This is a genomic window from Pseudomonas sp. MWU12-2345 (assembly GCF_023242385.1).
In the GTDB taxonomy this organism is placed as follows: Bacteria; Pseudomonadota; Gammaproteobacteria; order Pseudomonadales; family Pseudomonadaceae; genus Aquipseudomonas; species Aquipseudomonas gingeri_D.
The window spans coordinates 83,779-104,759 of the sequence record NZ_JALLJA010000011.1 but is presented as its reverse complement, the minus strand read 5'-3'; the positions used below and the strand labels follow the sequence as shown (position 1 = coordinate 104,759).

Annotated in this window: 18 protein-coding genes; 2 read left to right on the top strand and 16 right to left on the bottom strand. The window is 60.2% G+C overall.

Annotation, left to right across the window (positions count from 1 at the left end; genetic code table 11):
• Positions 1 to 44: 44 nt before the first annotated feature.
• Positions 45 to 1,694, bottom strand: coding sequence for a GMC family oxidoreductase N-terminal domain-containing protein (locus M5C71_RS21185; protein ID WP_248768659.1), 1,650 nt, complete (start codon positions 1,692 to 1,694; stop codon positions 45 to 47).
• Positions 1,695 to 1,831: 137 nt separating this feature from the next.
• Between M5C71_RS21185 and M5C71_RS21180 the strand changes: the two genes are divergently transcribed.
• Positions 1,832 to 2,719, top strand: coding sequence for a LysR family transcriptional regulator (locus M5C71_RS21180; protein WP_248768658.1), 888 nt, complete (start codon positions 1,832 to 1,834; stop codon positions 2,717 to 2,719).
• A gap of 109 nt (positions 2,720 to 2,828) precedes the next feature.
• Here M5C71_RS21180 and M5C71_RS21175 read toward each other — a convergent pair whose 3' ends face one another.
• From M5C71_RS21175 to M5C71_RS21110, 14 genes are all read right to left on the bottom strand, one after another.
• The gene (locus M5C71_RS21175) at positions 2,829 to 3,701 is read right to left on the bottom strand and encodes a DUF3800 domain-containing protein (protein WP_248768657.1); all 873 of its coding nucleotides are present in this window, start codon (positions 3,699 to 3,701) and stop codon (positions 2,829 to 2,831) included.
• Between the two features lie 43 nt (positions 3,702 to 3,744).
• Positions 3,745 to 5,040, bottom strand: a complete 1,296-nt coding sequence (locus M5C71_RS21170; RefSeq protein ID WP_248768656.1) for a TerC family protein — start codon at positions 5,038 to 5,040, stop codon at positions 3,745 to 3,747.
• Positions 5,041 to 5,065: 25 nt separating this feature from the next.
• The gene (locus tag M5C71_RS21165; protein ID WP_248768655.1) at positions 5,066 to 6,304 is read right to left on the bottom strand and encodes a divalent metal cation transporter; all 1,239 of its coding nucleotides are present in this window, start codon (positions 6,302 to 6,304) and stop codon (positions 5,066 to 5,068) included.
• Positions 6,305 to 6,375: 71 nt separating this feature from the next.
• On the bottom strand, positions 6,376 to 7,257 hold the full coding sequence (locus M5C71_RS21160; RefSeq protein WP_103497181.1) for a protease modulator HflC: 882 nt from the start codon (positions 7,255 to 7,257) through the stop codon (positions 6,376 to 6,378).
• Positions 7,254 to 8,309 (bottom strand): FtsH protease activity modulator HflK, encoded by a 1,056-nt coding sequence (gene hflK / locus M5C71_RS21155; RefSeq protein WP_177103984.1) that lies wholly within the window; start codon positions 8,307 to 8,309, stop codon positions 7,254 to 7,256. Before hflK ends, M5C71_RS21160 begins: the two co-directional genes overlap by 4 nt.
• A gap of 187 nt (positions 8,310 to 8,496) precedes the next feature.
• Complete coding sequence (locus M5C71_RS21150; RefSeq protein WP_103497180.1) at positions 8,497 to 9,564, bottom strand: chemotaxis response regulator protein-glutamate methylesterase; 1,068 nt, start codon at positions 9,562 to 9,564, stop codon at positions 8,497 to 8,499.
• Entirely contained in the window at positions 9,533 to 10,051 is a 519-nt protein-coding gene (locus tag M5C71_RS21145) for a chemotaxis protein CheD (RefSeq protein WP_248747430.1), read from the bottom strand. The genes M5C71_RS21150 and M5C71_RS21145 overlap by 32 nt, the downstream gene beginning before the upstream one ends.
• Positions 10,052 to 10,065: 14 nt before the next feature.
• Positions 10,066 to 10,872 (bottom strand): protein-glutamate O-methyltransferase CheR, encoded by an 807-nt coding sequence (locus M5C71_RS21140; RefSeq protein ID WP_103497178.1) that lies wholly within the window; start codon positions 10,870 to 10,872, stop codon positions 10,066 to 10,068.
• Positions 10,873 to 10,894: 22 nt separating this feature from the next.
• Positions 10,895 to 11,428 carry a chemotaxis protein CheW gene (locus tag M5C71_RS21135; RefSeq protein WP_103497177.1) on the bottom strand — a complete coding sequence of 178 codons (534 nt, stop codon included), beginning with the start codon at positions 11,426 to 11,428 and terminating at the stop codon, positions 10,895 to 10,897.
• Positions 11,429 to 11,469: 41 nt separating this feature from the next.
• A complete protein-coding gene (locus tag M5C71_RS21130; protein WP_248768654.1) occupies positions 11,470 to 13,131 on the bottom strand; it encodes a methyl-accepting chemotaxis protein in 1,662 nt (553 codons plus the stop codon).
• Positions 13,128 to 15,386 carry a chemotaxis protein CheA gene (locus M5C71_RS21125; RefSeq protein ID WP_248768653.1) on the bottom strand — a complete coding sequence of 753 codons (2,259 nt, stop codon included), beginning with the start codon at positions 15,384 to 15,386 and terminating at the stop codon, positions 13,128 to 13,130. Before M5C71_RS21125 ends, M5C71_RS21130 begins: the two co-directional genes overlap by 4 nt.
• Before the next feature lie 58 nt (positions 15,387 to 15,444).
• Positions 15,445 to 15,744 carry an STAS domain-containing protein gene (locus M5C71_RS21120; protein ID WP_103497174.1) on the bottom strand — a complete coding sequence of 100 codons (300 nt, stop codon included), beginning with the start codon at positions 15,742 to 15,744 and terminating at the stop codon, positions 15,445 to 15,447.
• Between the two features lie 42 nt (positions 15,745 to 15,786).
• The gene (locus tag M5C71_RS21115; RefSeq protein ID WP_040071872.1) at positions 15,787 to 16,155 is read right to left on the bottom strand and encodes a response regulator; all 369 of its coding nucleotides are present in this window, start codon (positions 16,153 to 16,155) and stop codon (positions 15,787 to 15,789) included.
• A 9-nt stretch (positions 16,156 to 16,164) separates the two neighbouring features.
• The gene (locus M5C71_RS21110) at positions 16,165 to 17,376 is read right to left on the bottom strand and encodes a methyl-accepting chemotaxis protein (RefSeq protein WP_103497173.1); all 1,212 of its coding nucleotides are present in this window, start codon (positions 17,374 to 17,376) and stop codon (positions 16,165 to 16,167) included.
• A 405-nt stretch (positions 17,377 to 17,781) separates the two neighbouring features.
• Between M5C71_RS21110 and M5C71_RS21105 the strand changes: the two genes are divergently transcribed.
• A complete protein-coding gene (locus tag M5C71_RS21105) occupies positions 17,782 to 18,393 on the top strand; it encodes a hypothetical protein (RefSeq protein ID WP_103497172.1) in 612 nt (203 codons plus the stop codon).
• A gap of 166 nt (positions 18,394 to 18,559) precedes the next feature.
• Here M5C71_RS21105 and gyrB read toward each other — a convergent pair whose 3' ends face one another.
• Entirely contained in the window at positions 18,560 to 20,977 is a 2,418-nt protein-coding gene (gene gyrB / locus M5C71_RS21100; RefSeq protein WP_103497171.1) for a DNA topoisomerase (ATP-hydrolyzing) subunit B, read from the bottom strand.
• Between the last annotated feature and the right edge of the window lie 4 nt (positions 20,978 to 20,981).

Sequence of the window (20,981 nt, the reverse complement as noted above, 5' to 3'; positions counted from 1 at the left end):
TTCCGGCTGACCGCCACTGGAATCCGCTTTTTGCTGTATGGATGCTAGGTGCCCGCCGGGATCTGTGCTGCTTGAATATCAGAAATGGCCGAGACATCCGCCAGAATCATCTGCGCCGCCTTCTCGGCAATCATCACCGTCGGCGAACAGGTATTGCCAGAGACGATATTCGGCATGATCGACGCATCGGCAACCCGCAACCCCGGCACGCCGTGCACCCGCAGCCGGGCATCCACCACATCCAGTGCGCCATTGCCCATCCGGCAGGTGCCCACCGGGTGAAAGATCGTCGTACCGATCCGCGCGGCCGCCTCATGCAACTGTTCTTCGGTTTGCAGCGCCGCCCCGGGCAGGTATTCCTCGGGTTTGAAGCGCCGCAGGGCAGGGGAGTCGACAATGCGCCGGGTCAGCCGGATCGCCTCGGCCGCGACTTTCAGATCCTCGGGATGGCTCAGGTAATTCGGATCGATCAAGGGCGCCACATCGGGATCAACCGAACGAATATCGATCCGCCCCCGGCTCAAGGGGCGCAGGTTGCATACCGAAGCGGTGAAGGCCGGGAACCGATGCAGCGGTTCGCCGAAGCGCTCCAGCGACAAGGGCTGCACGTGGTACTGCAAATTGGCCGAGGCCCGCTCCGGCGAGGACTTCACGAACGCCCCCAACTGGCTGGGAGCCATGGCCAACGGACCACTGCGGTCGTAGAGATAACGCAGGCCCATGCCGACTTTGCCCCACAGGCTATTGGCGACCTGATTGAGGGTGCGGGCATTGCTGAGTTTGTAGATCAGGCGCAGTTGCAGATGATCCTGCAGATTGCCGCCGACCCCCGGCAGTTCGTGGCGCACTGCGATGCCGAGGTTTTCCAGCAAGGGCCGCGGGCCGATGCCCGAACGCTGGAGAATGCCGGGAGAACCCACCGAACCGGCGCACAGGACAATCTCGCGCCGAACATTGAACACATGTTCCTCACCCTGCCAACGCGCGACGACGGCACAGGCGCGGCCGTTTTCCAGGTTCACCCGGTCAACCTGGACACCGGTCAGGATCGTCAGGTTGGGACGCTTGAGGATTGGCCGCAAAAAAGCTTTCGACGAATTCCAGCGCACACCGGAACGCTGGTTGACCTGAAAGTATCCACAGCCCTGATTATCGCCCGCGTTGAAATCGCTGACGCTGGCAATACCGTTTTCTGTGGCGGCATCGCGGAAGGCATCGAGGATAGGCCAGGAATAGCGCTGCTGTTCGACCCGCCACTCGCCCTGGTCGCTGTGGAATTCGCTGGCACCGCCAAAATGGTTTTCGCTGCGCTTGAACAACGGCAGGACATCGTTCCAGGCCCAGCCCGGATTACCTTGCGCGGCCCAGCGATCATAGTCGCCGGCCTGGCCACGCATATAGATCATGCCATTGATCGACGAGCTGCCGCCCAGCACCTTGCCGCGCGGGTAGCCGAGGCTGCGGCCTTGCAGGCCGGGTTGCGCTTCGGTCTTGAAGCACCAGTCGGTACGGGGATTGCCGATGCAGTAGAGATACCCCACCGGCACATGAATCCAGGGGTAGTTATCCTGGCCGCCGGCTTCGAGCAGCAGGACATTTTTCTGCGGGTCGGCGGACAGCCGATTGGCCAGCACACAGCCAGCGGGCCCGGCACCGACTATCACGTAGTCATAGGGCAGGTGGGCGGATGACATAGGCAACCTCGCCTTTTTTATTGTTCTTGTCTCCCTTCATGTTATTGATTAGTTTCGAGATGAAAACCTTCGTTTTTGCGCAAGTACTGTGCGTTTTCAAGCAAGGCCGTGAACCCCGTGATTCACAAGGAAGCCCCATGTTCGACTGGAACGACCTGCGTTTTTTTCTCGAGCTGCAGCGCAGCGGACGTCTGCTGACCGCGGCCAAGCGACTGAACACCACCCACAGCACCGTGGCCCGGCATATCGAGACCATCGAGCAGAGCCTGGGCACCGCACTATTTGTCCAGCACGCCCAGGGCTACGAGCTGACGCCCTCGGGCCAGGCCTTGCTCAAGCATGCCGAGGCCATGGAAAACGTTGCCTTGCTGGCCCAGGAGGAAATCACCCAGGCCATCGCGCCCCTGGGCAAGATTCGCCTGGGAGTGACCGAAGGGATCGGCATCATGTTTCTCACCCCGCGCATGGGCAGCCTGTACGAACGTTATCCGGGACTGGAAGTGGAACTGGTGGCAGTGCCGCGTTTCGTCAGCATCCTCAACCGCGAGGCGGAAATCAGCATCCACCTTGACCGACCGAATGCCGACCTGTTGATCACTCGCAAACTGACCGACTATCGCCTGGCGCTGTATGCCAGCCCGGACTACCTCGCCCGGGCGCCGGCCTTGCAGAACCGGGATGATCTGTCGCAGCACAACTGGATCGGCTATGTCGACGACCTGCTGTTCAGCGAGGAGCTGCTGTTCCTCAACAACTTCTGCCGCACACCGAATGTGATTTTTCGCAGCACCAGCGTCATTGCCCAGCAACAGGCGGCGCGGGCCGGGCTGGGCATTGCGGTGCTGCCCAACTACATGGCCAAGGGCGACCCGCAGCTGGTGCGCGTGCTCCCGGAGGAGACCATCCAGCGCAGCTACTGGATCAGCACCCGACGGGAATTGCATAAGTCCGTGCGCTTGCGGGTGGTGTGGGATTTTCTGCTGGCGTTGTGTGCGAGTGAGCAGGGTGTGTTGCTGGCACCATAAGAAGAGGCGGTTCAGCAGATGTGCATCATTGACAGTCAGTAGACGTCAACCTAGACTCTGCGCCAAATGGACTGGGGGATCCCGGTCGGCGTCGCAGCCTCGGTGAGTTTCATCGGGGCTTTTCGCTTTCTGGAACGGGAAAAATCTTCAGGCCCCAGTTTTCAAAACCTGTTCCCACATTCTCACGCCCACCACTGCAGTAGAACTTGCGCTTGAGCACATCGAATGCACGGTTCTCTTGTCCTGCGCGCAATACGCTCATTCCAATTGGTCTGGCGACAAGATCCGCCAATTGCAAACCGGTGGAGTTAACCTGCTTAGTGGCAAAAATTATTTCAAAGGGAAGTTGTATATTCAACTTGTTAGCAGCATCGCACATACGGCGAAACTCCAACTCCAGTTCGTTATCCTCCCTTTTTCCCCTGCGCTCAAAAATGACATGCGTCAAAACACCTGTCTGTCGCTTTTCCTCAAGAAACTCGTAAAGAGTTTCCAAGCAGAAGCCCAGAGCTAGATGATAGGGATTCTGTGCGGCTCCCTGCCGCTCGCGCAAGCTCATCTTATCAATCACACAGCTGATCAATATGAAATTACTCGCGTCAATGATGCTCGTGAGTTCGTTCAGGAATTCGTTTTTATGTTGTCGAGAGACAAATAGGCTGGAAAAAGCACCTTTCTCTTTTCGTATTTCCAACTCATGGAGCCCTATCAGATCATGCCCCATATGATTGAATTTGAATTTTTGTAGCGCAGGAATAACTTTTTCACAATAATATCGCTTGTGAAAAATGCAAAAAGCCAGCACAAACATTGGATAGTTTGCATCCAGTGTTTGCATTCCATGGTCGCCACTTTCGTCAACGTAAACAATAAAATCGCTATATTTTCCAGATACCATCGGTATTTTTCCAATACCGGGCTCTGGCTCGCCTTCTCGCTCAAAGAGGGGGAGTTGTCTGGAGAGCAAGGTGGTATCTGACATCGAATCGTCGGCTCCTTGGTTTTTATTCAAGTGGAGCACACTCTCAGTTCCTCCCCACCTCGATCACCTGGTCTTTTTTGAAACAAACCATTTGCGAAAAGCTCCCCCCATTGATGCGAATGGAGGTGGCATCATCATTGGTGATTTCCTGGGGCGGCGTAAAGCCGAGCATCGAAGAGGCCCGGGTCGCGTTGATCCACTCCAGCCGGCCCTTGATCAGTGCGCCGTCGAGCGAACCAGCGCTGCTGTGGATACGCACGGTGTCCTTGCCATGCTGGTAGAAGAAGACGAACGGCCCGTTCAAACCAGGGCACTCGTAGCTGCTCAACAGCCTGGGCGTCGGCATATAGCCACTGTTGATGATGCCGACATAGATCACCGAATAACCGATATACGCCAGCAGCGGAACCGCCGCCAACGCCCCGGCCCAGTACCATCGGCGCTTGCGGCTGGATTCGCCTGGCAAAGGCTCGACAGGAGAGTTATCCACAGGCGGCAAAGGCACCTCGGGAGGGAGTAACTCGGCGGTCATGGGTTCACGAACCCCAGGGATATCCTCTGCCGCCGCGACCACCCGAACCACACTGGCCGCCAACGGTTCGGCGAGCACAGGCTCATCCATGGGGGCATGGCGCAAAACCGGCTCGGGCCTGGGCAGCAAACGCAGGTTGCGCTGGATGATCCGGCTCTCCACCAACACAAAAATCGCACAGGCCAGCGGCATCGCCAGCACCAGGCCCGGTGCCTGGGTCGCCACCCAATCGGCGATCAGCGGGTCGGACATGCCGATATCCCCGGCCACCCAGCCCAACAAGGCGCCGCCCGCCGGGATCAACCAGGGATAACGCTTGAACAACCCGGTCACAAATAAACTGCCGTACATCAACATCGGGATGCTCAGCAGCAACCCCAGCACCAGAATCCCGATGTTGTCCTGGGCGACGGCGGCCAGGGCCACCACATTGTCCAGGCTCATGGTCAGGTCGGCAAAGACGATAAGCCCGACCACCGACCAGAGTGTCGACCCCGGACGCTGCGGCAAGTGTTCGGCGTCTTCTTCCCCCACCAACAACTTGATGGCAATGACTACCAGCGCGACCATGCCTGCCAGTTTCAGGCAAGGCACCTTGAGCAACAGGCTGATCACCGAGGTGAACAGGATCCGCAACCCGACCGCCACGCCCATCCCGGCGAACAGCGCCTGGCGCATCTGCCGGGCCGGCAGGTGGCGGCAGGCCAGGGCGATAACCACGGCGTTATCGCCGCTCAGCAGCAGGTCGAGCAGGAACACCTGCAACGTCAGGTTGATCCCCTGCATACCGGTATCCAAGCCGATCATCTTGCCGCTCCCGCAACCATCGTCATCAATTCAAAAAACCTCCGACACCACAGAACAGACCTGCGAGGGAGGCAAATCCGAATACCAGGCCCACCACCCGCGCATACCAACCCTGCAACCTGAACGCACCGGCCAACTGCGTACGGGCCAGCCAATAGAGCAGGCCGAGTACCGCCGGCAGCAACAATGCGTTGACCACCCCGGTGAAGATCGACAGTTCGACCAGATTGACCCCGGAACCCACCAGCACCCCGGCCCCCAGCAACATGGCACCGAATGCCGCGTAGAACCAGGGGGCGTCGGCGGGACGCTGCTCCAGGGAATGCCGTCGGCCAGTGGCCTCGCCGACGCCCCAGGCCACGGTCAGGCAAACCACGATGGTGGCCACCAGCGCGCCCCCGGCCAGCCCCATCGCAAAAACCCCGCGCCCGACTGTCTGGCCCAGGGAAGCGGTAAAGGCATCGGCCAGTTGCGGCACGCTGGTCAAGGTGAAGGACGCGTCGGAGCGGTTGAAACACGCCGCAGCGGCAATCACCACGGCAGCCGTGAGCATCTGGCAGAGGGTCGCGCCGAGAAAGGTTTCGATGCGCGCCGCTTTCAGGTGCCGGGCGCCCAGGCCTTTGTCGATCAGCGCCGACTGTTGGTAGAACACCGTCCACGGCATGACGCTGGTACCCAGGTTGGCGGCCACCAGGTAAAGGTAGGAACTGTCGTGAAATGGCATCTGGTACCACTGCGCCGCGATTTTCCGAGGGTCAGGGTGAGCGTTCCAGGCCACGGCGATAAAGGCCACGCCGAACAGGCCCAGGCAAATCGCAATACGTTCGACACCCTGGTAGGAGCCGGTACAGACCATCGCGAAAATCAGCACCACCAACACGCCGATGGTTTCCCATAGCGGTACGCCGAACAGCTCGCCGACCCCGGCCAGCCCGCTCAATTCGGTGACCAGGGCACCGAAACAACTGAGCACCAGCGTTGCCAGGGACAACAACGCAATGCCACGACCAAACCGCAGGCGCACCAGTTCACCGAAGCCCTTGCCCGTTCCCAGCCCCAGGCGGATCGAGAGTTCCTGGGCGGTATACAGCAACGGAATAATGAGGAACTGCAGCAACAGCAGCCGATAGCCCCATTGCGCACCGCTCTGCGCGGCGGTGATCACGCTGCCGGCCTCGGTGTCCGCCAGCATCACCACCAGCCCCGGGCCGACGGCGGCGGCCATCAAGCGCAGCCGGCTCGAGCGGATTGAAATGCTTGGCATCATGTCTGTTCCCGGCTCATGGCGTGCGTCCGTGGATGGCAAAAAAACCGTTCATCAACCCTCGGTGGGTGTCAGGGTCGGCTATTCACCTGCGGGCCACTTTTGAAATCCTTGAGGAACGCCGTATCCGGTGACAGCACCAGCGTCGGCGCGGACTCGGACAAGGACTGCCGATAGGTCTGCAGACTGCGGTAGAGCTTGTAGAACTCGGGGTCCTTGTTGAACGCCTGGGACGAGATCTGGTTCGCCAGGGCATCGGCTTCACCATGGGTGATGCGGCTTTGCCGTTGCGCCTCGGAGATCAGCACCGCCCGTTCCCGCTCGGCATTGGCCTGGATCTGTTGCGCCCACTCGAAGCCCTGGGCGCGAAGCTCCTTGGCCTCGCGCTGACGCTCGGATTTCATCCGGTCATAGATCGCCTGGCTGGTTTCGAACGGCAGGTCGGCGCGATGAAAACGCACTTCGGTGACCTCGATGCCCAGGGGCCTGGCCTTCTCCACCACCTCGCTCTGGATATGCTCGACAATCTTCGGCCGCTCGGCGGACAACAGCGACTTGAGCATCACCTGCCCCAGCTCGCGGCGCAGCGACGAGCTGACCAACTGGGCCAGTTGCGCATTGGCCTGGTCCACCGTACGCAGGGCCTGATAGAAACGCAGCGGGTCGACGATGCGATAACGCGCATAGGTTTCCACCTCCAGGCGTTTCTGGTCACCGAGGATCACCTGCTCGGAAGGCGGTGCCAGGGTCAGGATGCGGGTGTCGTAATAGATCACGGTGTCGATCAGCGGCACCTTGAGTTTCAGCCCCGGCGTACGCACCGGCGCGGTCGGCGCGCCGAGCCGGACCACCAGGGCCTGCTGGGCTTCATCGACGGTATACAGCGAGGCGCCGAGGGTCCACAGGACAACCAGCGCGAGGATCACCAGGGCCATACGAATCCGCGGTTTCATCGGGTCTGCTCCTTGGCCGGGCGCTTGTCCTGTTCCGACAGCGGCATATAGGGCACCACGCCCGAGACACCTTTGCCGGACGTATCGATGATCACCTTGGAGGCTTTTTTCAGCACTTCATCGGTGCTTTCCATATACAGCCGCCAGCTGGTCACCTCCTTGGCCTGTGCATAACTTTCATACACCGCCAGGAAGCTTTTCGCGTCGCCTTCGGCCAGATTGACCGCCTGGGCCTTGTAGGCCTCGGCTTCCTGGTTGATATGGGACGCTTCGCCCCTGGCCCGCGGAAGAATGTCGTTGGCGTAGGACTCGGCCTCGTTGCGCGCGCGCTCCTGGTCGGCCCGGGCCCGCTGCACATCGTTGAACGCATCGATCACCGCCGGTGGCGGATCGACGCGCTGCAACTGGATCTGGGTGATCAGCACGCCGGCTTTTTCATCGTCGAGCAAGCCTTGCAACAAGGTCTTGGTTTCCTCGGCGATCTCCTGGCGCTTGTCCGACAGGGCCGCCTGGATCGGCGTGCGCCCGATCACTTCGCGCAGGGCACTTTCGGCGGCCAGCTTGATGGCGAATTCGGGCTTGTCCATGCTGAACAGAAACTGCCCGGCGTCCTTGATCCGCCAGAACACCGCGCAATCGGCCTCGACGATATTCTCGTCGCCGGTGAGCATCTGCTTGTCGCGGGACAGGCTGCTGTCGTTCAGGCCGAGCGCGGGAGCGTGGCCCAATTGCAGCTGGTTGACCGTGGTGACCTTGGGCAGCAACACCGTTTCGATAGGGAAGGGCAGGTGGTAATGCAAACCCGCCTCGGTGGTGTCGACCCATTTGCCGAAGCGCAGGACGATACCTTGCTCGTCGGGCTGGACCTTGTAGATGCCACCGACGATCCAGACAAACGCCAGCAACCCGACCACCAATGCCAGACCTTTGCCTTGCAGTCCCGTGAGGGCAACGAAACGATTGGCTTTGAGGCCCATCGCGCGGGCTTGCTCGCCCAATGAGGCGGAAGACTTTTCCGGTTCCAGGGGAGTCAAGGGCTGCGGGTCGGACATGGTCTTATCCTGGAGGCGGCTGGCCGGGGAAACGGATCAAAGATTCTATTACTAAATATTGCGCAACATCATACAGCCGAGTCCTGAATGACTCCTGACTTGGCGCAATGATTGAAGCGCCTGGATTGCAAATGTGCTGATTGGGAAATATTCCCAGGAGAAGAGCTGGAACCGGAGTGAACCCAGGCTACTTGCCCAGCACCGCCAGATGCATGTCTTGCAAGGACAGGACACGTTTGGCGGCACCCAGCTTGATGGCTTCCCTGGGCATGCCGAACACCACGCAACTGGCCTCGTCCTGGGCCACGGTCGCGGCACCGGCATCGGCCATTTCCTTGAGGCCACGGGCACCATCGTCGCCCATGCCGGTCATGATGATGCCGGTGGCGTTCTTCCCGGCGAACTTGGCTACCGAGCGAAACAGCACATCCACCGACGGCCGGTGGCGATTGACCAGCGGGCCGTCCGCCACCTGCACGTGGTAGTAGGCGCCGTTACGCACCAGCATCATGTGCTTGCCGCCCGGGGCGATCAGCGCCAGGCCGGGCAACACCCGATCATTGTTCTGCGCCTCGCGGACTTCAATCTGCGACAGCCCGTTGAGGCGCTGGGCAAAGGAGGCGGTGAATTTCTCCGGCATATGCTGAACGATGACGATCCCCGGGCAGACTCTGGGCAGCACGGTGAGCAGCGCCTCCAGTGCCTGGGTCCCACCCGTGGACGTGCCGATGGCGACAATGCGCTCGGTGGTCTGGGCCATCGCCTGGCTGCCGGCCGCCGACAACATCGCATCGGCGCTCAGCTTGCTGGCCACCTCAAGTCGTGGCGCCGCCGCGCGCGGGGCGAGGTTCCTGACATTGGCACCGGCCGCGCCACGAACGGCGCCGAGCAGATGGGCGGCGGACTCCAACAGGAAGTTCTTAACGCCGCCTTGTGGCTTGGTGATGATATCCACAGCCCCGGCCGCAAGCGCCTGCAAGGTGGTCTCGGCGCCGCGTTCGGTCAGCGAGGAGCAGATGACCACCGGGGTGGGGCGCTCGGCCATGATCTTTTTCAGAAAGGTGATGCCGTCCATGCGGGGCATTTCCACATCCAGCACAATCACGTCCGGCCAGGCCTTGGCCATTTTATCCATGGCGAAGATCGGGTCGGCGGCGACCGTCACTTCGATATCCGGGGCCTGGCCGAGAATCGCCATCAGCACCTGCCGAACCACGGCGGAATCATCGACCAGCAAAACGCTTATTTTTTTCATGACTGCCTTCCAGCGTTTGCAAAGAGAGATGCCGAACCCAGACATCGCCGCTCCAGGTGTCGAAGACCAGGCTGCGGTGCCCGGTTCCCCCCAGGTCCATGGCACTGGGTGACAAGCGCAGACGCTCGGCGATTTGGGTGACGGCCGCGCAGTTCAGGCCGGCGATATCACCGGCGGCATAGTCACGCGACTGTTGCGGAAACATCTCACCACCACCGAACAACTTCAGCTGATACTCGCGGGCCTCGCTCCGATAGCCCTGAATGTGCAGCATCAACCATTCGAAAGCTTCGTCGACATAACTACCGTCCAGGACCTCGCCGCGCTGTCGGCGGCCGGGCAGCAGGCAATGGGATATCCCGCCGAGCTTACGCACCGGATGCCAGAGGATCATGGAAACACACGACCCCAACAGGGTGTGGATACGGGTAGGGCTGTTGCGAAAGCACAGACTTCCGGGAGCCAGGTAGATTTCTTCGACGTCCATGGCAATAGCGGCCTTCATGGCTTTTGATAGATGGAGGGAGCCACCAGCTTGAACGCGTCACTGACGCCGTGCAGGCTTTCCGAATGGCTGATGATGAAATAACCGCCGCGCCGCAGAAACGGCAAGAGACGGTTGACCACTTTGCGCTTGGTCTCCTGATCGAAGTAGATCATTACGTTACGCAGGAAAATAACCTCGAACTCCCCCAGTTGCGGCAGGGTGTCGTTCAGATTGACCTGGATAAAGCTCACCCGCTGACGCAGGCTCTTGTCGATCAGGAAGGTGCCGCTCTGCTGACCAATGCCTTTGAGGCAATAGCGGCTCAGCAACGCGGACGGCAGGTTGCTCGCCCGCTCCATCGGGTAGTGCCCGCTGCGGGCCTTGGCCAATACCTGGGTGCTGATATCCGAGCCGATCACCTCCCACGGCGTACTGCCCAGGCCCTCGGCCAGGGTCATGGCCAGGCTGTAGGGTTCTTCGCCCGAGGAGCTGGCCGCGCTCCACACCCGGAAGGTCTTTCCCGGCGCGGCGCGGGGCAATACCTGTTGGCGCAGGAAGTCAAAGTGCTTGGGTTCGCGGAAGAAGTAGGTCTCGTTGGTGGTCAACAGGTCGAGGGCCACCTGCAGCTCACCAGCGTTCTCCTTGCCCATGATCAGTTTGAAATAGGCATCATAACTGTCCAGTTCGTGATGCTTGAGGCGCTTGAACAGACGCCCGGCGACCAGGGCCTTTTTCGCGGCCGACAAGCTGATCCCCGCCGCCCCGTAGAGCCAGGTCTGGAACTGGGTGAATTCGCGATCCTCGAGCTTGATGCCGTTCAACCTGACGCTCCTTCTTCACCACTCACGGCACCGGGTGTATGTGGCTACCACCGGCCTCCGCCAGCTGCGACATCTCATCCACCGACAACACCCGGTCAACGTCCAGGACGATGACGAACTTGCCTTCGACCTTGGCCATGCCACTGATGAAATCGGCGCGAATGCGCGCACCGAAGCTCGGCGGCGGTTCGACCTCGGCCGCCGGAATTTCCAGCACCTCGGACACCGTGTCGACCAGCAAGCCGATATCCTGGGCCCGGCCGTCATCATCGCTGGCTTCGATAATCACCACGCAACTGCGCCGGGTCACGCTCGAACACTGCTGCCCGAAGCGCGCGCCCAGGTCCACCACCGGCACCACGGCACCGCGCAGGTTGATCACGCCACGGACGAAGGCGGGCATCATCGGCACTGGCGTGACATGGCCGTACTCGATGATTTCCTTGATTCCCAGGATGCCGATGGCGAACATTTCGCCGGCCAGCAGGAACGTCAGGTACTGCGCCTCCTGCGTTGGCACCGCCACCGCCTGGCGGGTAGTCATTAATGCACCCATGTTGCTCTCCTGCATGAAAAGGGTCCGCGTCCAGGCGTCGCTCAGAACCGGGTGAACTCGCTTTCGTCAGGGCCGACGGCCTGGGCGAAACTCTTGTGCAGGGCCGGTTGCGGTGCCCGTACGACCGATCGCGCCATGCCACCGGCCGCGCGCGATTTGCCTTGCGCCACGTTCACGCTCGCATTGGCCGCCTCCAGCGTGAAAAAGCTCATCGCCTGCTGCAGCTGTTCAGCCTGGCTGCTCATCTCTTCGGCCGTGGCGGCCAGCTCTTCGCTGCTTGAAGCATTTTGCTGAGTGACCTGGTTGAGCTGGTTCATCGCGGTATTGATCTGCGCCACGCCGGCGGCCTGTTCTTCGGAGGCGGCGGTAATTTCCTGGACCAGATCGGAGGTCTTGTTGATCGAAGGCACCATTTCATCCAGCAAGCGTCCGGCCCGTTCGGACATTTCGACACTGCTGGTGGACAGCTCGCCGATCTCCTGCGCGGCCACCTGGCTGCGTTCGGCCAATTTGCGTACTTCCGCCGCCACCACCGCGAAGCCCTTGCCATGTTCTCCCGCCCGCGCCGCTTCAATGGCCGCGTTCAAGGCCAGCAGGTTGGTCTGGTAGGCAATGTCGTCGATGATGCTGATGCGCTGGGCGATTTTCTTCATCGCCTGGACGGTCTGCTGCACGGAGTCGCCGCCATCGGTGGCTTCCTTGGCCGCCTTGCTCGCCATGCCGTCGGTAACCTTGGCGTTCTCGGTGTTCTGGTTGATGCTGGCGCTCATCTGCTCGACGGAGGCACTGGTCTCCTCGACACTGGCCGCCTGCTCGCTGGTGGCCTGGCTCATGGACTGCGCGGTGGCGCTGACTTCCTCGGACGCGCTGGCCAGGTTGTCGGCGGCGGTGCGCACTTCGCCGATAATCTGCGAGAGCTTGCCGACCATGGTCTGCATCGCCGTAAGCACCTGACCGGTCTCGTCCTTGGAACCCGATGCAATGGTTACCGCCAGATTACCCTCGGCCAACTGGCCGGCAACACCGGCAGCGGCTTTTAGCGGGGTGGCAATGATCCGCGAAATGAACAACGCCAGGGCAATGCCAATGAGCAAGGCCACGATCACCGCGGCCATGATCGACATCCGTCCGTTGGCGTAGATCTCGTTACCCCGTTGATTGGCGGCCGTCGCCCCGGTGTCGTTGAGTTCGATTATTTTCAGCAGATCGGCGGATATCAATTCGAAGGTTCGCTTCGAGTCCCCCCTGAGAACAGCCATGGCTTGCTCGCGCCCACCCTCCTGCCGGGACTCGGCGAGCATCTTCTTGCTGCTGGCCAGGTAGGTCTCCCAGTCGTTCTTGAACGTATCGAACAGCGCTTGTTCCGCGGGGCCGGAAATCAGGCCGTCCTTCTCATAGCGGACAATGCGGGTGTCGACCTCCTTGCGGGCATCGGTAGTCTCTTGTTCATACTGAGCTCGCTCCGTCGAATCTTCGGCCAGCAGATAACGAATCTCCTTGATCCGATAGTTGGCGACAAAAAACCGAATGCCCGAGGACAGGCGCACGGAGGGCAGCCAGTTGTCGCGCATGTCGGTGGCGGTCTGGTTGACCTGGCCCAGTTGAATGACAGCAAATGCTCCCATCAGCGCCATCAGGACCAACACCAGCAGAAACGAAGCGATGAGCTTGGTTGCTATTCTCAGATCGTAGAACCATTTCATTGAAGGGCCCCTCCATGTGCGGTGTGGTTGGCTGAGTTGCCAGGTTTGCTATCGGTCAAGGAATAAGCAGCGGCTTGCCGGGTTTCACGCTGGACCAGCTCCCCCAGCAACGCCGGAACATCGAGAATCAGCGCGACCTCGCCGCTGCCCAGAATGGTGGAGCCACTGATGCCACGCAGTGCATTGAACAGCTTGCCGAGGGGTTTGATGACGGTCTGGAATTCCCCCAGCAGCTCATCGACCACCAGTCCGGCCTTCTGCTCGGCACAACGGACTACCACCACGTTCTCGCGGCGAAGACTGAGCCCGGCATGATCGAAGTGGTCGCGTAAGCGCACCAGCGGCAGGACTTCCCCGCGCAGGTCCAGGTAGTTGTTACCCGCCAGATTCTGACGCTGCCCGGCACTCAACTCGATGCACTCCTGGACCATTTCCAGCGGCACCACGTAGTGGATCTGGCCGATGCCCACGAGGAATCCGTTGATGATCGCCAGGGTCAAGGGCAGGCGGATACGAATGACCGTGCCTTGTCCGGGTTGGCTATCCAGATCCACCGTGCCACGCAAGAGGGTGATGTTGCGCTTGACCACATCCATGCCCACGCCGCGCCCGGACAGGTTGGTCACCGCTTCGGCGGTGGAAAACCCTGCTTCGAAAATCAGATTGTAGATTTCCTGGTCCGTCAGGTTCGCCCCGACAGGGACCAGGCCGCGCTCGACGGCTTTTTGCAGAATCCGGTCGCGGTTCAGCCCGGCGCCGTCGTCGGCGATTTCCAGGACAATGCTGCCCGAATCGTGAAAGGCGTTGAGCTGCAACCGGCCCTTGGCGGGCTTGCCGGCGGCCTCGCGCAGCGACGGGGATTCGATGCCGTGATCCATCGCATTACGCAGCAGGTGCATCAGCGGATCGCCGATTTTTTCCACCACGGTCTTGTCCAGCTCGGTATCGGCACCGCTGATCAGCAGTTCGATGTCCTTGCCCAGTTCCTGGCTGACATCCCGGACCACACGACGGAAACGGTTGAAGGTGTCGCCGATGGGGATCATCCGCAGGTGCAACGCGCCGTCGAGGATTTCCTCCACCAGTCCCGACACCACCGAAGTGGATTCCTGCAACGGTCCGTTCGAGCTGCCGCGCGCCAACAGGTTGGCCCCGGCGCTGGCGATGACCAGTTCGCCCACCAGATTGATCAGCTCGTCCAGCTTGTCGGCATTGACCCGGACAAAGCGAGCCTCGACCGCCGTAGCCTGGGGGGGCTGCTCGCGCTGCCGGCCCTGTTTTTCCAGTGCGGACTGCACCACGGCCGGTTCGACCACCCGTTGTTCAATCAGGATTTCCCCCAGTGGCATGGCCGCTGTCCCGGCCGCCTCGGCATGCTCGCGCTGGGCGCGCAAACCGTCTTCCAGTTCCTTGGCTGTCAGTGCGCCACATCGGGTCAGGATTTCCCCCAGTCGAGCCGGTTCTTCAGGCAGTGCATTGATAAGTCGCAGGTACTCTTCCATCCGACTGTGGGGCGCCAGGATATGGATCTGGCAGTCGTCACGCACGAAATCGAAGGCCTCGGCGATGGTTTCACGGCTGGCATCGGAATCCAGGTCGATCTCGAAGCCCAGGTGACAGCTCTCGGCATCGAACTGCTCCAGGGCGGGCAGGGTATCGGCGAGAGTGACGATATGGACGATCTCGCCCAGGGTATTCAGGTAGCGAAGAAAGGACAGCGGGTCCATGCCATTGCGAAACACATCCGCGCCGAAACGCAGGGAAATGTGCCAATAGCCGGAGCTGACCGAGTCCTGGCCGGGTACCGGCTGGGCCACCGGGATATCGATCAATGCCGGCACCACAGACGCCGCCCGGACGGCCTGGTAGTTCTGCAATCCCTGGCGCAGCGCCACCTCACGCTCCTGGGCGCTGTCGCTCATCGCCTCACCCGCGCCGGCCACGACCTCAACCAGCTCCAGCATATGGTCGGCACTTCTGAGCAGCAGGGCGATCAACTCGCCATCGACCTGGATGGCCCCGTCGCGCAAGCGATCGAGCACGTCTTCGACGATATGGGTAAACCCGACGATGGGGCTCAAGCCGAACAGTCCGGCGGACCCCTTGATGGTATGCGCCGCACGGAAGATCGCGCCGATGGCATCGTTGTCATCGGGTTCGGACTCCAGCTGCAACAACGATGACTCCATGTCCTGAAGCAGCTCGCGTGCTTCGACGATGAAAGTCTGCTGTGCCTGGTCGAGATTGATCGTCACGATAGAGTCCTTTTTATCGCCCCGGGGTCAGAGAACCGCGGAAGCTTGTAGCCCTGGATCACGGCTGCCCCAGCGTCCCGCCCAGGTCGCAGAGTTCGAATACCTCAAGCACTGCCGGGCTGTGTCCGCTCAGTTGCAGCGCAACGCCCGTACGCAAGGTTTCACGCTTGGCGAGCATCAACAGTTGCAGGCCCGCGCCATCGATTTCAGTGACCTGCGAGAGGTCGATCTCCAGGGGGCTGCCCAACGTCAGGAATGGCGCCAGTTCCCCATAGAGTTCTGCGGCGGTATAGATGGTCATCTCGCCTTCGATCCCCAGGTGTGGAGTCGAAGTATCTGCTTGGCAAATGATCGGCATACGCGAATCTCCCTGTTTGCCCGGTCCTGGTAGTGCCCGGGCTCAGGGCAGGATCAGCTTGGATACGGCGGCGAGCATCTGCGCCGGCTGGAACGGCTTGACCACCCAGGCCCGTGCCCCCGCAGCCTGTCCCTCCTGCTTCTTGCTTTCCTGGGATTCGGTGGTGAGCATGATGATCGGGGTGAATTTGTAGCTGGGCAGCTTTTTCACCTCCTTGACGAAGGTGATGCCGTCCATGTTCGGCATGTTCACATCGCTGATGATCAGGTGAATTTTCTGCCCGGTCAGCTTGCCCAGGGCGTCCTTGCCGTCACTGGCTTCGATTACGTCGTATCCCGCGCTTTTGAGCGCGATGCTGACTACCTGACGAACACTGCTTGAATCGTCGACCACCATTACATTTTTTGCCATGACCGGCTCCTAAAAGAAGGTGATTTCCTGGGTACTCGTGGGTTTATTGACGTTGACCTTGCCCGTGCGGTGATTGCGCCGCTGTTCATCGGTGGCGTAGGTCAGCTCCATTTCCGCCAGCCAGGCGGGAGCATCGACCACCACCGTGGAACCCGGCACCTGGGCTTCGCGCAAGTGACGGAGCAGGGCTTCCATGTTGTTGCGGACCTGGGCGAGGATCTGGCTGACCCGGTCCTGGAATTGCAGGTTGACCAGCACTTCGGTGACCTCGTCGCGAATCCCCAGGCCTTCGCGTTGCAGCAGGGCCGCGGATTCGGAGAGTTGGCCGGTGATGCTCTTGAAGCGTTCCAGGACGCCCTGGATGCTGGCTTCCGACTCGGCCACCGAATCCTTGTCGTGATCGGTACTGCTGGCCGCGGCCTCCACCAGTTGGGTGATGGCGCCGTTGATGATGTCGACCTTGGCGGACATTTTCTGCCCGGTTTCGCTGGATTGGCTGGAGAGGGTCCGCACCGCATCGGCCACCACGGCAAAGCCACGCCCGGCTTCCCCGGCGCGGGCGGCTTCAATGGCGGCGTTGAGCGCCAGCAGGTTGGTCTGCTGGGCGATGGCCGCCACTTCACCGGCCATGGCCCGCAGTTCGCCGGTGTAGCCGGTGAGGTTGCGGACCTGTACCAGCATCTCGTCGCGACTTTTCTGAATGGTTTTGAGCGACTCGATCACATGCAGCAACTCGGCATCGCTCTGGGCCAGGACCTCCAATGCACTGCCCTGGTTGTGGTCGGCCAGATCGCCCGCCGTCGCCTGGGAGTTATCAACGGTCTGTTGCAGATGTTCGGCAATGGCGCTGAAACGGCTGGTCAGTTCAATGATGGCGGTTTCGGTCTCGGTGCGAGAGCTCTCGATTTGCCGGGACCAGATGGGAATGGCTTCGAGGCAGACGGCCTCAAGGCCACCGGTTGGCGCCGTGTCGATGGTGCTCTGAACGGCTTGGGCGTCACTCAGTAGCCGGGCTGACAATTGCCGGTAATGACGCTGGTTCAAAAGTCCGGCGAGCCCCCCCACCACCAGCAGGCATGCCGACCAGGCCAGGTTGGCAGGGCGCCAGTCGCTCAATAGCAACACGCACACACCAAGGGCGGCGGGGATAAGGGGTATCCAGAAAAATGCGCTCGCCTGAGGAGCAGGCCGCGGTAGCTGCAGGTTGCCGGATGACGACATAGGTTCCTCCCTGAATCAGTTGAACAAAGCTCCACTGCACAACAAGGTTATCCGCCAACGGCCCGCTCCCTTGAGGGTGGTGCGGGGTCAGTCGTCGGATAGTGGTAAAACAGTTCAGTTTCCGGGTGAGGCACAATGCCACCTATGGGCATAGATCCTAGAGTGTAGACGGGCTTGTTGAATACAGAAGGGGGATTTTGCTTTTAAATCGTGAAGGGAGAATGCTATGAAATGCACACGTGTAGCCTCGATGGAGGGCCTTCAAGCTAATATTTTGCCCCGTCATCGAAAACCTCCCAGAAAAAGCGGACTAAGCTGAGGAGCACTCTTCGGCATTTCTCAAGGTTACGTAGCATTCTGGGCGACGAGAGCTGTTACTTACCGATTGAACGGGAGCACACCTCAATGAATGAAATCATCAAGTCGCTCAGCCACACTTACCCTAGTTTCACCGCGCTCATAACGGATGCCGCTTTCTTTATCTGCCTACTGTTAGCCCTTCTGCTGTGCTATGGGATGGGAGTACCGGGGCCCAATGGAAGCCCGTGGATAGCCGCCAACGCCTATATCCGCATCAACCGCTGCCTATTTCTACTGATAGGTCTTGTTGTTGGCTGTATTGCCGCCATCCTCTCGGCGCCCTTCAACGGGGTTGATGGCGCCGTCTATTCGTCGATTAGCGGCTCATTAGGCCTACTTTTTACCGGGTACACCGTCAGCAAGCTTGAGCCAATTGCACGAAGCGCACTATTGATACCAATTCCAGGCGCTCCTCCCCAGTTAGACAAAGTGGTACTTAGTTACGGCGCGTTGGCCCTAATCGGCGCAGCTCTGAGCGGAGTATTGGTCGTCACCAACCGAACAGAATGGATAGCCCAGGCGGCTCGCTGCAACCCGGAGCTTTATGGTTATGCGCTGTCCGATAAAGTACGAGACCATTTAACCCCTGATCCAGCAATCTGCACACGGTTAAACATCAGCGCTCCCGAACAGACGAAGCCGCCGACAGCAAAATAAGTCAGCTACTGCCACCGTATCGAGACGCTCTTTCGGCCAACCTTATCGCACGCCAAAAAAAGCCCGCTCGCGCGGGCCTCCTTTGAGCATGGTCAGTCAACCCCGAGGGGTTGGCCGATCCCTTTATTTGTGAAAATGCGCAACTATTCTGTGAACCTACACACCATCAGAAATCCAGGTTCGACACCGCCAACGCATTGCTCTCGATAAAGTCACGACGTGGCTCTACCGCATCGCCCATCAGCGTGTTGAAGATCTGGTCCGCACCGACGGCGTCTTCGATCGTCACTTTCAGCATCCGGCGAACCGCTGGGTCCATGGTGGTTTCCCACAACTGGTCCGGGTTCATCTCACCCAGCCCTTTGTATCGCTGGATGGTGTGGCGCTTGGTGCTTTCGGCCATCAACCAGTCCAGGGCTTCCTTGAACTCGGTCACGGCTTTCTTGCGTTCGCCACGCTGGATGTAGGCGCCGTCATCGAGCAAGGTGCTCAACTGCGCGCCTAGGGTCACAACGGTCTTGTAGTCGTTGCTGCCAAAGAAGTCGCGGTTGAAGGTGACGTAGTTGGACAGGCCGTGGGAGATCAGTTCGACCTCCGGCAGCCAGACGTTACGTTCACGGTCTTCACGCAGGCTGGCTTTGTAGACCAGGCCGGACTTCTCGTTCAGACGCAGACGGACTTCGTACTTGGCCAACCATTCCTGCATCGCGGCGTGATCGCCCAACTGCTCCAGGCTCACCGCCGGCAGGTAGATGAAGTGCTCGGTCAGTTCCTGTGGGTACAGGCGCGACAGACGCTTGAGGGTCTTCATCACCATGCGGAAGTCATTCACCAGACGTTCCAGCGCTTCACCGGAAATACCCGGTGCGTCTTCGTTCAGGTGCAGGCTCGCATCTTCCAGGGCCGACTGCGTCATGTACTCTTCCATGGCGTCGTCGTCTTTGATGTATTGCTCTTGCTTGCCTTTCTTCACCTTGTACAACGGCGGCTGGGCGATGTAGATGTAGCCACGCTCGATCAGCTCCGGCAACTGACGGAAGAAGAAGGTCAGCAGCAGGGTACGGATGTGCGAACCGTCGACGTCGGCATCGGTCATGATGATGATGTTGTGGTAACGCAGCTTCTCGATGTTGTACTCGTCGCGGCCGATACCGCAGCCCAGCGCGGTGATCAGCGTGCCCACTTCCTGGGACGAGATCATCTTGTCGAAACGGGCTTTTTCCACGTTGAGGATCTTGCCCTTCAACGGCAGGATCGCCTGGGTGCGACGGTTACGACCCTGCTTGGCGGAACCGCCAGCAGAGTCACCTTCCACCAGGTAGAGTTCGGAAAGGGCAGGGTCTTTTTCCTGGCAGTCCGCCAGTTTGCCCGGCAGGCCGGCGATATCCAGCGCACCTTTACGACGGGTCATCTCACGGGCTTTACGCGCCGCTTCACGGGCACGGGCGGCGTCGATCATCTTGCCGACCACCAGCTTGGCTTCGTTCGGGTTTTCCAGCAGGAAGTCCGAGAAGTACTTGCCCATTTCCTGTTCGACCGCGGTCTTCACTTCGGACGAGACCAGCTTGTCCTTGGTCTGGGAGCTGAACTTCGGATCCGGTACCTTGACCGAAATGATCGCGGTCAGGCCTTCGCGGGCATCGTCACCGGTGGTAGCGACCTTGTGCTTCTTCGCCAGGCCTTCCGCTTCGATGTAGGTGTTCAGGTTACGCGTCAGTGCGGAACGGAAACCCACCAGGTGAGTACCGCCATCGCGCTGCGGAATGTTGTTGGTGAAGCACAACAGGTTCTCGTTGAAGCTGTCGTTCCACTGCAGGGCGATTTCCACGCCGATGCCGTCTTCACGCTGGACGTTGAAGTGGAAAACCTGGTTGACCGGGGTCTTGTTGGTGTTCAGGTATTCAACGAACGCCCGCAGGCCGCCTTCATACTTGAACAGCTCTTCCTTGCCGCTGCGCTCATCCTTGAGGACGATGCCGACACCGGAGTTGAGGAAAGACAGTTCACGAATCCGCTTGGCCAGGATGTCCCAGCTGAAGTGGATGTTCTTGAAGGTTTCGGCGGAGGCCTTGAAGTGAATCTCGGTACCGGTGGTTTCGCTGTCGCCGACGGTTCGCATCGGCTCCTGTGGCACACCGTGGACGTAGGTCTGTTCCCAGATCTTGCCGCTGCGACGCACGGTCAGCACCAGCAATTCGGAGAGGGCGTTCACTACCGACACACCCACGCCGTGCAAACCGCCGGAGACTTTATAGGAGTTGTCGTCGAACTTACCGCCGGCGTGCAGCACGGTCATGATGACCTCGGCCGCGGAAACGCCTTCTTCTTTATGCACGTCTACCGGAATGCCGCGACCGTTGTCGCGTACGGTGATGGACTCATCCGGGTGGATGATGATGCTGATTTCGTCGCAATGGCCGGCGAGGGCTTCGTCGATGGAGTTGTCGACCACCTCGAACACCATGTGGTGCAGACCGCTACCATCATCGGTGTCGCCAATGTACATACCGGGACGTTTGCGTACGGCATCCAAACCTTTCAGCACCTTGATGCTGGTCGAGTCGTACGTATTTTCTTCGCTCATGCCT

Excerpts from the sequence above, each read along its gene's own strand:
- hflK (WP_177103984.1), bottom strand. The coding sequence starts at position 8,309 with ATGTCCGACCCGCAGCCCTTGACTCCCCTGGAACCGGAAAAGTCTTCC.
- M5C71_RS21130 (WP_248768654.1), bottom strand. The coding sequence starts at position 13,131 with ATGAAATGGTTCTACGATCTGAGAATAGCAACCAAGCTCATCGCTTCG.
- M5C71_RS21120 (WP_103497174.1), bottom strand. The coding sequence starts at position 15,744 with ATGCCGATCATTTGCCAAGCAGATACTTCGACTCCACACCTGGGGATC.
- M5C71_RS21115 (WP_040071872.1), bottom strand. The coding sequence starts at position 16,155 with ATGGCAAAAAATGTAATGGTGGTCGACGATTCAAGCAGTGTTCGTCAG.
- M5C71_RS21150 (WP_103497180.1), bottom strand. The coding sequence starts at position 9,564 with ATGAAAAAAATAAGCGTTTTGCTGGTCGATGATTCCGCCGTGGTTCGG.
- M5C71_RS21175 (WP_248768657.1), bottom strand. The coding sequence starts at position 3,701 with ATGTCAGATACCACCTTGCTCTCCAGACAACTCCCCCTCTTTGAGCGA.
- M5C71_RS21135 (WP_103497177.1), bottom strand. The coding sequence starts at position 11,428 with ATGGGTGCATTAATGACTACCCGCCAGGCGGTGGCGGTGCCAACGCAG.
- M5C71_RS21165 (WP_248768655.1), bottom strand. The coding sequence starts at position 6,304 with ATGCCAAGCATTTCAATCCGCTCGAGCCGGCTGCGCTTGATGGCCGCC.
- gyrB (WP_103497171.1), bottom strand. The coding sequence starts at position 20,977 with ATGAGCGAAGAAAATACGTACGACTCGACCAGCATCAAGGTGCTGAAA.
- M5C71_RS21180 (WP_248768658.1), top strand. The coding sequence starts at position 1,832 with ATGTTCGACTGGAACGACCTGCGTTTTTTTCTCGAGCTGCAGCGCAGC.
- M5C71_RS21145 (WP_248747430.1), bottom strand. The coding sequence starts at position 10,051 with ATGGACGTCGAAGAAATCTACCTGGCTCCCGGAAGTCTGTGCTTTCGC.
- M5C71_RS21170 (WP_248768656.1), bottom strand. The coding sequence starts at position 5,040 with ATGATCGGCTTGGATACCGGTATGCAGGGGATCAACCTGACGTTGCAG.
- M5C71_RS21105 (WP_103497172.1), top strand. The coding sequence starts at position 17,782 with ATGAATGAAATCATCAAGTCGCTCAGCCACACTTACCCTAGTTTCACC.
- M5C71_RS21185 (WP_248768659.1), bottom strand. The coding sequence starts at position 1,694 with ATGTCATCCGCCCACCTGCCCTATGACTACGTGATAGTCGGTGCCGGG.
- M5C71_RS21160 (WP_103497181.1), bottom strand. The coding sequence starts at position 7,257 with ATGAAACCGCGGATTCGTATGGCCCTGGTGATCCTCGCGCTGGTTGTC.
- M5C71_RS21110 (WP_103497173.1), bottom strand. The coding sequence starts at position 17,376 with ATGTCGTCATCCGGCAACCTGCAGCTACCGCGGCCTGCTCCTCAGGCG.